This is a genomic window from Streptomyces seoulensis, from assembly GCF_022846655.1.
GTDB lineage: Bacteria > Actinomycetota > Actinomycetes > Streptomycetales > Streptomycetaceae > Streptomyces.
Genome location: NZ_AP025667.1, coordinates 4,229,835 through 4,243,267, shown reverse-complemented (window position 1 = coordinate 4,243,267; position 13,433 = coordinate 4,229,835). Strand labels below are relative to the sequence as shown.

The following is a 13,433-nucleotide window of genomic DNA, read 5'->3' as shown; positions in this document are numbered from 1 at the left end:
CCGCCATGACGAAGACGGCCGAGCGCCTCCCCGCGGCCGCCGCCCCCCTGGCCCCGCCCCCGTCCCCGGCGGGCGGCGGCCGGGGACGCCGGGTCCTGGCCGACCAGGTCCGCGCCTACGGCTTCCTGCTCGGCGGCCTGGTCTGCTTCGCCCTGTTCTCCTGGTACCCGGCGATCCGCGCCTTCGTCATCGCCTTCCAGCGCTACACCCCCGGCTCCGCGCCCGAATGGGTCGGCACCGCCAACTTCCGCCGGGTCCTGCACGATCCGGAGTTCGGCGCGGCCTGGCGCAACACCCTCACCTTCACCCTGCTCGCCCTCCTGCTCGGCTTCGCCGTCCCCTTCGTCCTGGCCCTGGTGCTCAACGAACTCCGGCACGCCAAGGCGTTCTTCCGGGTCGTGGTCTACCTCCCGGTGATGATCCCGCCCGTGGTCAGCGCCCTGCTGTGGAAGTGGTTCTACGACCCCGGCGCCGGCCTCGCCAACGAGACGCTGCGCGCCCTGCACCTGCCCACCTCCAACTGGTCCAACGGCACCGACACCGCGCTGATCTCCCTGGTGATCGTGGCCACCTGGGCCAACCTCGGCGGCACCGTGCTCATCTACCTCGCCGCCCTGCAGTCCATCCCCGGCGAGCTGTACGAGGCGGCCGAACTCGACGGGGCCAACCTCCTCCAGCGCATCCGGCACGTCACCATCCCGCAGACCCGGTTCGTGATCCTCATGCTGATGCTCCTCCAGATCATCGCCACCATGCAGGTGTTCACCGAGCCCTTCGTGATCACCGGCGGCGGCCCGGAGAGCGCGACCGTCACCGTGCTCTACCTCATCTACAAATACGCCTTCCTCTACAACGACTTCGGCGGGGCCTGCGCCCTCAGCGTCATGCTGCTGGTGCTGCTCGGCGCCTTCTCCGCCCTGTACCTGCGGCTCACCCGCACCGAGGGGGACGCATGAGCACCCGCACCCTCATCTCCCCGGCCACCCTCGCCCGCCCGCGCGGAAAGGCCCTGTACTGGACGGTGTTCGCGGCCGTCGTCGCCCTCTTCGCGCTCGCCTTCCTGTTCCCCGTGTACTGGATGGCGTCCGGCGCGATGAAGTCCCCGGACGAGATCGCCCGTACCCCGCCCACCTTCGTCCCCGAGCACTGGCACCTCAGCGGGTACACCGACGCCTGGGACCTGATGCAGCTCCCGCTGCACCTGTGGAACACCGTGGTCCAGGCGGCCGGCGCCTGGGCCTTCCAGTTGGTGTTCTGCACGGCCGCCGCCTACGCCCTGTCGAAGCTGAGGCCCGCCTTCGGCAAGGTCGTCCTCGGCGGCATCCTCGCCACCCTGATGGTCCCCGCGCAGGCCCTGGTCGTGCCCAAGTACCTGACCGCGGCCGACCTCCCGCTGATCCACACCAGCCTGCTCAACGACCCGCTGGGCATCTGGCTGCCGGCCGTCGCCAACGCCTTCAACCTGTATCTGCTCAAGCGGTTCTTCGACCAGTTGCCCCGCGATGTGCTGGAGGCCGCCGAGATCGACGGCGCGGGCAAGCTGCGCACCCTGTGGTCGGTCGTGCTGCCCATGTCCCGGCCGGTGCTCGGCGTGGTGTCGATCTTCGCGCTGGTCTCCGTCTGGCAGGACTTCCTCTGGCCGCTGATGGTGTTCTCCGACACCGACAAGCAGCCGATCAGCGTGGCCCTGGTCCAGTTGTCGCAGAACATCCAGCTCACCGTGCTCGTCGCGGCCATGGTGATCGCCAGCATCCCCATGGTGGCGCTCTTCCTCGTGTTCCAGCGGCACATCATCGCCGGGATCAGCGCGGGCAGCACCAAGGGCTGACCCGGCCCCCTCGACAGACCTCGACAGAAAGGGCACGCACCGTGGCACAGCCCAGCCATGCCCGCAGGCAGGCCGACTGGTGGCGCTCGGCCGTCATCTACCAGGTGTACGTGCGCAGCTTCGCCGACGGCGACGGCGACGGCACCGGAGACCTCGCCGGGGTACGCGCCAGACTGCCCTACCTCGCCGAACTCGGCGTGGACGCCCTGTGGTTCAACCCCTGGTACCTGTCACCGATGAAGGACGGCGGCTACGACGTCGCCGACTACCGGACGATCGACCCCGCCTTCGGCACCCTCGCCGAGGCCGAGAAGCTCATCGCCGAGGCGCGCGAGCTGGGCATCCGCACCGTCGTCGACATCGTGCCCAACCACGTCTCCGACCAGCACCCCTGGTTCCGGGCCGCGCTCGCCGCCGGTCCCGGCAGCCCCGAGCGCGAGCTGTTCCACTTCCGCCCCGGACGCGGTGAGCACGGTGAACTCCCGCCCAACGACTGGCCGTCGCAGTTCGTCGGCTCCACCGAACCGGTGTGGACCCGGCTCCCCGACGGCGACTGGTACCTGCACCTGTTCACCCCCGAACAGCCCGACCTCAACTGGGCCCACCCGGCCGTCCGCCGCGAGCACGAGGACATCCTGCGCTTCTGGTTCGAACGCGGTGTCGCCGGCGTCCGCATCGACTCCGCCGCCCTGCTCGCCAAGGACCCCGACCTCCCCGACCTGGCCGGGGCACCCGACCCGCACCCCTTCGTCGACCGCGACGAACTCCACGACATCTACCGCTCCTGGCGCGCGGTCGCCGACGAGCACGACGGGGTGTTCGTCGGCGAGGTCTGGCTCCCCGACGCCGAACGCTTCGCCCGCTACCTCCGCCCCGACGAACTGCACACCGCCTTCAACTTCGCCTTCCTGTCGTGCCCCTGGGACGCGGACCGGCTGCGCTCCGCCATCGACTCGACCCTCGCCGAGCACGCACCCGTAGGCGCCCCCGCCACCTGGGTGCTGTGCAACCACGACATCACCCGCACCGTCACCCGCTACGGCCGCACCGACACCGGCTTCGACTTCGCCGCCAAGGCGTTCGGCACCCCCACCGACCTCGCGCTCGGCACCCGCCGCGCCCGCGCCGCGGCCCTGCTCTCCCTAGCCCTGCCCGGCTCGGTCTACCTGTACCAGGGGGAGGAGCTGGGCCTGCCGGAGGCGGACGTCCCGGTGGACCGGATCGAGGACCCGATGCACCACCGCTCGGGCGGCACCGACCCCGGCCGCGACGGCTGCCGGGTACCGCTTCCCTGGACCGCCGACGCCCCGTACGCGGGCTTCGGCTCGCGCGAGGAGCCCTGGCTGCCGCAGCCCGCGGACTGGGCGCTCTACGCGGCCGACCGGCAGGAGGGCGACCCGCACTCCATGCTCACCCTGTACCGCGAGGCCGTCGCCGCCCGTCCCGCCTTCGGCGAAGGCCCGCTGACCTGGCTCCCCGCCCCCGAGGGCGTCCTCGCCTTCGCCCGCGCGGACGGCGCCCTGTGCGTGGTGAACCTCGCCGCCACGGCCGTCGACCTGCCCGCGCACTCCGCACTCCTGCTCGGCAGCGGCCCCCTGGACGAGGCGGGGCGTCTGCCGCAGGACACGGCGGTCTGGCTGCGCGCCTGAGCCGTCGCACCCCGCACCACCTGCTATCCCCGGCACCCCCACCACGAAGGGATCAGCACATGCACAGCAGCACCGCCAGACACGCGAGGCGCCTGCCCGCCGTAGGGGCCGTCGTCGCCCTCGCCGCGGGCATGATGGTCGCCGTGGCCCCCGCCGCGCACGCCGCCGCGGGCGCCACCCTCCCGTTCACCTCGGTCGAGGCCGAGTCCGCGACCACCACCGGCAGCAGGATCGGCCCCGACCACACCCAGGCCACCCTCGCGTCGGAGGCGTCCGGACGGCAGGCCGTTCGCCTGAACTCCGGTCAGCGCGTGGAGTTCACCGTGCCGCGCGCGGCCAACGCCGTGAACGTCGCCTACAGCGTCCCGGACGGCCAGTCCGGCTCGCTCGCCGTCTACGTCAACGGCACCAGGATCGCCAGGACACTCCCGGTCACCTCCAAGTACAGCTACATCGAAACCAGTTGGATCGCCGGCGCGAAGAACCACCACTTCTACGACAACGCCCGGCTGCTGCTCGGCCAGAACGTCCAGGCGGGCGACAAGGTCGCCTTCGAGTCCACCGGCACACAAGTCACCGTCGACGTGGCGGACTTCGAGCAGGCCGCGGCGGCCGCCACCCAGCCGGCCGGATCGGTGTCCGTCGTCTCCAAGGGCGCCGATCCCAGCGGCGGCGGCGACTCCACCCAGGCGTTCCGCGACGCCATAGCGGCCGCGCAGGGCGGCACGGTCTGGATCCCGCCCGGCGAGTACCGGATCACCTCCTCCCTCAGCGGCGTGCAGAACGTGACCCTGCGCGGCGCCGGCCACTGGTACTCGGTCGTGCGCGGCTCCCGGTTCATCGACCAGTCCAACTCCTCCGGCGGGGTCCACCTGAAGGACTTCGCGGTCATCGGCGAGGTCACCGAACGCGTCGACTCCAGCCCGGACAACTTCGTGAACGGCTCGCTCGGCCCGGGCTCCTCGGTATCCGGCATGTGGCTCCAGCACCTGAAGGTCGGCCTGTGGCTGACGGGCAACAACGACAACCTGGTCGTGGAGAACAACCGCGTCCTCGACACCACCGCCGACGGCCTCAACCTCAACGGCAACGCCCGCGGCGTGCGCGTCAGCAACAACTTCCTGCGCAACCAGGGCGACGACTCCCTCGCCATGTGGTCCCTGTACGCGCCGGACTCCAACTCCAGCTTCGAGAACAACACCATCTCGCAGCCCAACCTGGCCAACGGCATCGCCATCTACGGCGGCACCGACATCTCGGTGAAGAACAACCTGGTCTCCGACACCAACGCCCTCGGCAGCGGCATCGCCATCTCCAACCAGAAGTTCCTCGACCCCTTCTCCCCGCTGGCCGGCACCATCACCGTCTCGGGCAACACCCTGGTCCGCGCGGGCGCCCTGAACCCCAACTGGAACCACCCGATGGGCGCGCTGCGCGTCGACTCCTACGACAGCGCCATCAACGCCACGGTCAACATCACCGACACCACGATCACCGACAGCCCCTACAGCGCCTTCGAGTTCGTCTCCGGCGGCGGCCAGGGCTACCCGGTGCGCAACGTCAACGTGACCGGCGCGACGGTGAAGAACACCGGGACCGTGGTCGTACAGGCCGAGGCGCAGGGCGCGGCCGCCTTCAAGAACGTGAGCGCCACCCAGGTCGGCTCCGCCGGTGTCTACAACTGCCCCTACCCGGCGAACTCCGGCACCTTCTCGCTCACCGACGGCGGCGGCAACTCCGGCTGGAGCAGCACCTGGGCGGACTGCTCGACCTGGCCCCAGCCCGGCCAGGGCAACCCCCAGCCGGACCCCAACCGCAACCTGGCCAAGGGCCGTCCGGCCACCGCCACCGGGTCCCAGGACGTCTACACCCCCGGCAAGGCGGCGGACGGAGACGCCAACACCTACTGGGAGTCGGCCAACAGCGCCTTCCCGCAGTCCTGGACGGTCGACCTCGGCTCCGCCTACCCGGTCCGCCGGCTCGTCCTGAAGCTGCCGCCGTCCTCGGCGTGGGGCGCGCGTACGCAGACCATCGCCGTGCAGGGCAGCACCGACGGCTCGTCGTACACCACCGTGTCCGGGGCGCAGGGCTACCGCTTCGACCCGGCGAGCGGCAACACCGTCACCGTGTCCCTGCCGAGCGGCACCAGCCTGCGCCATCTGCGGCTGGTCGTCAGCGGCAACACCGGCTGGCCGGCAGGTCAGTTGAGCGAGGTGGAGGCGTACCAGACGTCCTGACGAAGACGTCCGCACCGGCCCGCTCCTCAACCGGGGGAGCGGGTTCCGGTATGTCCGGAACCATGCCGATCGTCGTCGGGACGCCTATCGTCGTGTCGTGACCTACGCAGCATCACGGGACGCGGACCACGAGTCCAACTGGCCGCGCGGCAGTTACCTCGGCAGGCTCTCCGAGGCCGCGCTCGACGACCTGCTGGCGCTCGGCCGGCCCCGCCGCTTCGAACCCAGGGACCTGCTGGTCCGCCAGGGCGACACCGACCGGCACACGCTGCTGCTGCTCTCCGGCTTCACCAAGGTCACCGCGACCGCGCAGAACGGCCTGGAGTCCCTGCTGGCGATCCGGCTGGGCGGGGACATCATCGGGGAGATGGCGGCCGTGGGTGACATGCCGCGCACGGCGACGGTCACCGCGTGCGGTCCGGTGACCGCGCGCGCCGTACCCCACGAGATCCTGCGCGCCTTCCTGCTGCGCCGCCCCGACGCGGCCGTGGAGCTGACCGGCATCGTCTCCGAGCGGCTGCGCTGGGCCAACAACCGGCGCCTGGAATTCCGCGGTTACAACGTGAAGGAGCGGCTGGCCCGCATCCTGGTCGACCTCGCGGCGAGCCACGGGCGGCCGGGACGGGACGGGGTGGAACTCGGATTCACCCTCACCCAGCCGGAGTTGGCCGCCCTCGCCGGAGCGGCCGAGCCGACCGTGCACAAGGCGCTCAAGGAGCTGCGGGACGCCGAGCTGATCGTCACCGGCTACCGCACCACGACCGTCCGCGACCTGGACCGGCTGCGTGAGGAGGCCCGGCTGCTGCCGTCGGACCTCGACTGAAACCCCCTCGGCGCACAGGGACTTCAGCCGGAGAACGCCCGCAGCAGGACACAGAGACCGGCCGTGACGGCCATCGCGGCCGTGCAGGCGATGGCGGCGGCGGCATAACGGCACTTCTTCACCGTGATCGCCGCCATGAACCGGCACGCCTCCCACAGTTCCGTCCCCTCCGGCCCCGGCCCCGGCCGCGCGCCCGGTGCGGTCGCGGTGGCCGAGAGGGCGCGGACGCTGAACCGGTTGAAGGACGCCGGCCGCCACAGCCGGGGCCGCAGGACCAGCGCCAGACACCCCACCCCGGTCACGAAGGCCACCGCGAACAGCACCACCAGCCCGTCCAGCAGCGCCCCGCTCACCGCGTGGTGCGCCCAGGCCGAGCGCGCCGTACGGACCCAGGGCCCGAAGGACACCACCAGCGCCGCCTGCACCCCGGCGAGCACCCCGGCCTTGCCGTCGGCGAGCTGATGGGTGGTCTGCAGCGACGTCAGCATCACGGCCGCGTCCTGCGGTCCGCCCTGCGTCTGCTCCGTCATGCCGTCTCCTCGGTGACGTGCGAGCCCCGAGCCGGGGTGCGACCAGTAACGCGCGCCGGTGCGCGGGCGACCACCTAATTCGACGGGTTCCCGGAAAGGATCCCGCATCCCGTATTTGTACGGGGTTCCGGGTCGCGCCGACTGATACCACGTATTCCCGTGCTGTCGGAACAACAGCGGACCCGGGGTTGTTTCTGTCTCGTTTTCGCAACAGCGGCATCCACGGATGGGCGCGACTGTAATCCTGCTTGTCCCATCCAGATCGTGCTTGTCCCCTCCAGATCGAGGCGTTCCGACGCGCGGGATTCGATCACGATTCCGAAGGAATAGAACATGAATCGAATGAAGGGATTCTCGCGCCGACCCCTCTTCTCCGTGGACGCGGAAGGGTACGGACGGAGCCACCCGAGGCGTCAGCACTGGATCCAGGACGCCATCGACCGCGTGCTGACCCAGGCCGCCACCGAGGTCGGGTTCGAGCGTGAGCGGTGGCAGACGCAGCTCGCGGGCGACTCCGCGTTCAGCGTGCTGGGCGCCGACGAGTCCGAGCCGCTGCTCGTGGACGACTTCGTCCGCCACCTCGACTCCGGGCTGCGCGAGGTCAACGACGGCCGCGAGGCGGACGCCCGGCTCCGGCTGCGGGCCGCCTTCCACCACGGTGTGGCCGTCCCCGCGCGCGGCGGCTTCTCCGACCACGGCGCGGTGGAGACCGCCCGCATCCTCGACTGCAAGCCGCTGCGGGAGGCGCTGCGGCTCAGCCCGTCGGCCGTGCTGGCGGTGGCGGTCTCCCGCGAGGTCTTCCACACCGTGATCGGTGGCGCGTACACCACCCTGCGCGCCGAGGAGTTCCGCGAGGCCAGGGTGCGGTCCAAGGAGTTCGACGACGCGGTGTGGATCAGGGTGCCGGGTGGCGACGTCCACGCGCTCGGGTCGCTGGAGGGCGGTGAGCCCCCGGTGGCCCCCGCGGCTCCCGGCGTCCCCACGGTTCCGGTGCAGCCGGCCGCCCCCGCGCAGACGCCGGTTCGCGACCAGAAGGCTGAACTGGTTTTCGAAGCGCCGGTACACGGTTCCGTCATCGGCATCGTGAATGAGTACCGCGCATGAACGGCGACATCCCGCTCCCCGAGAACCCGCCTGGAGAGACCGGCCGGGAGGGCGAAGTGAGCCGCCCCATACCGTCCGTGCCCGGAACGTGGAAAACACCGGGAACGGAGAAAGCGCCCGACGCCGATAAAGGCCCGGAGACGGAGGAAAAGGAATCCGCGAGCCCGGTACGCGACGGAGTCCCGGACGCCAGGAATTCCGCCACCAGCGGGACGCAGGAGGCGGGCGGGGCGCCGAGCGGGCCGGGAACCCCCGAATCCGGTGAGCGGCCCGCCCGGTCCGGTACTCCCGATGCACCCGGCGGTGAACCCGTTCGCTCCCCGGAGGGCGCGCCCTCCGCCGACCAGGACGGCCGGCCCGCGGCCGCCAAGGCGGACGAGCAGGTGTCGGCGCTCCACAACACCTACAACACCACCGTCAACCAGAACATGTACGGCGGCACGGGCCAGGGCGGCGTGACCGGCATCGCGGGCTTCGCCCCCGCTCCCAGGGGCCGGGCCACCGGGCCCATGCGGCAGGAGGAGATCGCCCTCCTGCTCCGACACCACGCCGAGCCCGACGCGTTCGCGGAGGCCCTCGCCGCCCTCCGCGCCGACCACGTGGTGACCCTGATCGGCGAGTCCGGCACGGGACGGCGTTCGGGTGCGGTGGCACTGCTGAAGAAGGCGATGGACGGAGGCGGCCGCGTGATCGTGCTGTCCCCGGACATCACCCTCGACCAGCTCGCGGAACGCGAGTTCCACGCCGGCAAGGGCTATGTCGTCCTCGACCGCGTCCAGGAAGGCTCCCTCAACGAGACCCAGGCGGACTTCGCCTGGCGCCGCGTGCAGGAGCGCGTGCACGCCAGCCGTGCCCACCTCGTCGTCACCACCCGGCCCCGCATGGAACGCGTACTGCCCACCTCGGTCAGCCATGTGGCCTGGAGCGCGCCCTCCACCGAGCAGGTGCTGCGGCTCCGGCTCAGGCTCGGCGGGATCCCCGAGGAGACGATCGCCGAGGCGGTCAAGCTGATCCGGCCCAACTGCCCCGTCGCCAAGGCCGCCGAGGTGGCCGACGGCATCTGCGAGGGCGGCGCTCCCGAGGAGGTGTGGAACGACTACGACACCGGTACCTACGACACCGTGCAGCGCTGGTTCCTCGCGCCCGGCCGCACCATGCGGGAGGTTCTCCAGGTCACCACGGTGGCGTTCGCCGCGGGCAGCGGCATCAGGTCCTGCGAGGAACTGTTCGCCCTGCTCGACGCCCATGTGGGCCGGCAGTTCGCCCAGGGAGCGGCGGGAGGCAAGGCCAACGCCTTCTCGAACTCGCTCGCTTCCGGCGCCACGCAGAAGGGCAACGACCTCGCCGCGAAGCGGGACGGCGGGGCGGAGTCCGCGCTGTTCGACCGCCGGCGGGCCATGCTGGACATCGAACTGCTGGCGCTGCGGCAGGTACCGATGGGCGCGGTCGTCCGCGAGGTCGTGGAGTTCGCCACCCCTTCGCACCGGCGTTGGGTGTTCATCGTGCTGTGCGGCCTCTTCGACTCCGACTTCTGGGACGGCGTGCGGAAGTGGCTCGGCGCCGTGCTCAGCGAGCCGGAGGCGCCGTGCAGTCCCGGCACCCTCGCCGGCGACGAGTTCGAGGTCTCCCTGGCCGCGGGCCTCGCGATGCTCGCCACCAAGGACTTCGAGGAGGTGGTCGGCAAATACCTGGTGCCCTGGGCGCAGGGGCACGCGGGACAGCGCGGGCAGTCCATGGCCGTCTACGTGCTCTGGTACATGTGCCAGAGCGACCTGGGCCTCGACACCGTCGCCCTCGACATCGCCCGCGGCTGGGCCCGCTCCACGTCCCCCGAGCTGCGCGGCACCGCGGCGCTGGCCTTCAGCGGCTGGCTCGGGGTGCGCTTCCCCTCGGACGCCGTGAAGTGGCTGTGGCACCTGATCGCCAACGAGAAGGGCCAGGGGCTCGCGGCCGCCGCGCTGGCCAACCACTTCGCCCTGCTCGTCCACCACGACGAGGACACGTCGAGGGTGCTGGGTCTGCTCACCTACCGCCTGGACAGGCTCCCGGCCAGGGCCGGACGCTCGCCGATGAGGTCGCTGACGTACCAGGTCGTGGTGACGATCCTGGCCATCAGGGACGCGTCCGGCCGGCCCGTCGCCCTGCGCCGCTTCGTGCTGCACCCCGAGGGCGGGGGCGCGCTGCTCGACCTGTGGGCCAAGGCGTTCTGCTACCGGCCGCTGCGCGCCATGGCCCTGAAGGCGTTCGCCGACCACCTCGGCGCACTGCCGTCGCTCACCGAGTCGACCGTGGACATGGGCCGCGCGCTCGGCCGGGGACTGGGCGAGCGGGTGACCGACCCCACCGAACGGCGCGCGCTCTGCGCGGAGCTGAAGCGGCTCACCAGGAACAAGAAGCCGCAGGACGCGATCCGCGCCCTGCTGGACGAACTCTGCTGCGATGAAGGGTGTTGACATGAGCGAGGCCGCGCGCGCACCGTATCCGGTCGTCTCGACCCGAACCCTCGAACCCCCCGCCGCCCGTGGCTGGCGCGGCATGGGCACCGCCCGGCGCGAGCGCTCGGAGCTGCCCCGGCTCGAACCCCATCAGGTCGCCGTGTACCGGGTGGGGGAGGACTGGGCCGAGAGCCACGGCGACCTCGACCCGCGCTCCGAGACGGCGGTACGGGCCACTTCGGTGACCGTCGTCGACCGGCGCCGTGACGTCCCGGTGGAGGCCATGGTCACGGTGCCCTCGGCCGACGGGACCGACTGCGCCGTCCGCGTCCGCTTCCGCTGTACGGCCGAGGACGCCGTGGAGCTGATGCGCGAGGGCGGCCCGTCCGACGCCTCCGACGCGCTGGTCTCCTACCTCCAGGGGTGTCCGGCGCTCGCCGAGGAGTACGTGCCCCAGGGCGACGCGCAGCTCGCCGAGGTCACCAAGCGGATCTGCGCCAACGTCACCGCCTTCGCCCTCGCCCAGCCGCCCCGGCTGCCGGGCATGGCCGTCGAGCTCGTCAGCGTGGACCTGCTCACTCCGGCCCAGCTCAGCGAACTGCGGCAGCGACTTGCGGAGTTGAGGCTCCAGCAGGAGCGGGACGCGGTGGAGCAGGCGGTCGCCCAGGAGCGTGCCAAGCGGGAACAGGAGTACCAGCAGCAGCTCGTGGCGCTGAAGCAGCAGCACGAGGAGCAGATGCGGCAGCGTGAGCAGGAGGCCGAGCTGAACCTCGCGGAACAGCGGGCCGCCTACGAACGCGAGCAGGAGTCGCTCGACGCCGGCCAGGAGGAGCGGCTCGGCTCCCGCTTCGCCCTGTGGCGGGCCTACCGGCGCAAGGAACTCACGGCCGAGCAGCTCGCCGACCGGCTGGGCAGCGCCGAACGCGATCTGCGGGAGGCCGAGGAGCGCCGCGACGACACCCAACGGGCGCTGCAGGAGAAGCTGGACAAGCTCCTGCGCGAGGACCTGCGGATCGAGGCCGAGCGGGCCGACCGCCGCTGGGAGGTGGAGCACCAGGAGAAGCTGCGCGAGCTGGAGGCCGGCCGGGAGGAGCGCCGGCACCGCGACGGGCAGCGCCGGGAGGACGCCCTGCGCAAGGAGCGCGACGACCGGCAACGGGCCGACCGGCGCCAGGAGATGAAGTTCGAGCTGTACAAGAGGCTCGTCCAGGAGGGCCACACCGCGACGATGCCCATCGACATGCAGCGCTTGCTGGAGGAGCTGCTCGGCGGCACCCTCGACAGCGGTCACGACGACGTCCGCACGGAGGTCGAGGCGGGCGAGCCGACCCCCGGTCCCGCCGCGGTCGACGGCACGGCGGACGCACCCCGCTCCGGCTCCGGGAGCACCGGCGCGCGGGCCTCCGGCGACGGCGAACGGTACGAGGACGACGAGCAGAACCCGTACGACGTCGGTCCCGCGGGGAGGGAGGAGTATGGCGACTGAGCCGCACACCCGCGCCCCCCGCGGCCTCGGCCGTCTCCTCCGCTCCGGCATAGGCGTCCACGAGCCGGTCCTCGACACCGTCCCGTCCGAGCGCCCCGTCTACACCCGTTACGGCGGCATCGTGCTGGCCACCGCCCTGCTGGGCGGGATCTCGGCGGCCGTGGCCCTGGACGCGCTGCTGCAAGGGGCCTCGACGTGGGCCATGGTGGCGGCCGGGGCGGTGTGGACGGCGTTCGTCTACCTCGTCGACAGCTGGCTGGTGTCCAGCACCCACGGCAAGATCGGCCGGTCCCGCAACCGAGCCCTGCTGCCGCGCCTCCTGCTGTCGATCCTGATCGGACTGGCCCTGGCCGAGCCCCTGCTGTTCCAGGTGTTCGCCCCTGAGATGGACAAGCACCTGACCGAGGGCCGGGACCGCGCCGTCCAGACGTACTACGGCCGTCTGCTGGCGTGCAATCCGGTCGACGGCACGACCACGCTGGACCGCGCCGACTGCGGGAAGTACCAACTCGGCGTGCGCGGCGCCCCGGTGGCGCTGCGGAACCAGATCACCGACGTCAAGGACCAGTTGGCGAAGCTCACCACGCACGTCGCCGACGTCGACCGGCAGCAGGCGAAGCTGGACGCCGACTCCAACGAGCTGTGCTCCAAGAAGAACTACAAGCGCGTGGCCGGCGGGTGGGACGTCACCCAGCAGTGCGAGATCGCCCGCAAGCAGGCCGCCGAGTACCGCTCCGGCAACGACGTCGACTCCGAACGCGCGAAGGCCACGGCCCTGCGGAACCGGATCGACACCCTCACCGGGCGGATGAAGAAGGCCACCGACGACTACCGCGCCAAGGTGATGGCGGCGGCGCGGACCGAACGCGCGGACAAGGCGACGGAGCTCCGGGACACCGGTCTGCTCGACCGCGCCGAGGCCCTCTGGGCGGTCATGACCAGCGCGTTCTACCCCTGCTATTTCGCCATCGTGCTCCACCTCCTGCTGCTGGTCTTCGACTCCCTGCCGGTCCTGGTGAAGTTCATGTCCGGGGTCAGCGCCTACGACCAGGCGCTGCACGACCACCTGGCGGGCGAGCGGCGTGAGCGCGACGCCGACCGGCGCGCGGACGAGGAGCGGGCACGGGAGCGACGGCGGGCCGAACTGGCCCTGCTGCGCGCCCGGACCACCGACGAGCGGGAGGCCGCGGAGCACGAACTCGCCCAGTCCCGGGTCCGCCGCGAGAAGGAGCGCCGCGCCCTCATCGAGGAGCTGACGCGTGCCCTCCTGAGCGAGGAGCCCGACCGGAATATCGGATTCCCGGAACAGAATGGTCAGGTACGGATCAAGCCACGGTAAGG

Annotated in this window: 10 protein-coding genes; 9 read left to right on the top strand and 1 reads right to left on the bottom strand. The window is 71.6% G+C overall.

The annotated features are described in order from the left end of the window. Positions 1–5: 5 nt before the first annotated feature. From HEK131_RS19580 to HEK131_RS19560, 5 genes are all read left to right on the top strand, one after another. The gene (locus HEK131_RS19580) at positions 6–956 is read left to right on the top strand and encodes a carbohydrate ABC transporter permease (protein WP_161151107.1); all 951 of its coding nucleotides are present in this window, start codon (positions 6–8) and stop codon (positions 954–956) included. Next, on the top strand, positions 953–1,828 hold the full coding sequence (locus tag HEK131_RS19575; RefSeq protein WP_244336352.1) for a carbohydrate ABC transporter permease: 876 nt from the start codon (positions 953–955) through the stop codon (positions 1,826–1,828). Before HEK131_RS19580 ends, HEK131_RS19575 begins: the two co-directional genes overlap by 4 nt. A 41-nt stretch (positions 1,829–1,869) precedes the next feature. Further along, entirely contained in the window at positions 1,870–3,477 is a 1,608-nt protein-coding gene (locus HEK131_RS19570; protein ID WP_244336351.1) for a glycoside hydrolase family 13 protein, read from the top strand. Positions 3,478–3,536: 59 nt separating this feature from the next. Further along, entirely contained in the window at positions 3,537–5,714 is a 2,178-nt protein-coding gene (locus HEK131_RS19565; protein WP_244336350.1) for a discoidin domain-containing protein, read from the top strand. A gap of 97 nt (positions 5,715–5,811) precedes the next feature. Then, the gene (locus HEK131_RS19560) at positions 5,812–6,537 is read left to right on the top strand and encodes a Crp/Fnr family transcriptional regulator (RefSeq protein ID WP_217463832.1); all 726 of its coding nucleotides are present in this window, start codon (positions 5,812–5,814) and stop codon (positions 6,535–6,537) included. A gap of 23 nt (positions 6,538–6,560) precedes the next feature. Here HEK131_RS19560 and HEK131_RS19555 read toward each other — a convergent pair whose 3' ends face one another. Continuing rightward, positions 6,561–7,067 (bottom strand): hypothetical protein, encoded by a 507-nt coding sequence (locus HEK131_RS19555; protein ID WP_244336349.1) that lies wholly within the window; start codon positions 7,065–7,067, stop codon positions 6,561–6,563. 333 nt (positions 7,068–7,400) lie between these two features. On the opposite strand from HEK131_RS19555, the gene HEK131_RS19550 reads away from it, so the two are divergent. Genes HEK131_RS19550 through HEK131_RS19535 form a run of 4 tightly spaced genes read left to right on the top strand, consistent with a single transcriptional unit; the run spans position 7,401 to position 13,431 of the window. Further along, positions 7,401–8,171, top strand: coding sequence for a hypothetical protein (locus HEK131_RS19550; RefSeq protein WP_244336348.1), 771 nt, complete (start codon positions 7,401–7,403; stop codon positions 8,169–8,171). Next, entirely contained in the window at positions 8,168–10,624 is a 2,457-nt protein-coding gene (locus tag HEK131_RS19545; RefSeq protein WP_244336347.1) for a hypothetical protein, read from the top strand. Before HEK131_RS19550 ends, HEK131_RS19545 begins: the two co-directional genes overlap by 4 nt. A gap of 1 nt (position 10,625) precedes the next feature. Further along, entirely contained in the window at positions 10,626–12,092 is a 1,467-nt protein-coding gene (locus tag HEK131_RS19540) for a hypothetical protein (protein WP_244336346.1), read from the top strand. Next, on the top strand, positions 12,082–13,431 hold the full coding sequence (locus tag HEK131_RS19535) for a DUF4407 domain-containing protein (protein WP_244336345.1): 1,350 nt from the start codon (positions 12,082–12,084) through the stop codon (positions 13,429–13,431). The genes HEK131_RS19540 and HEK131_RS19535 overlap by 11 nt, the downstream gene beginning before the upstream one ends. Positions 13,432–13,433: the final 2 nt, after the last annotated feature.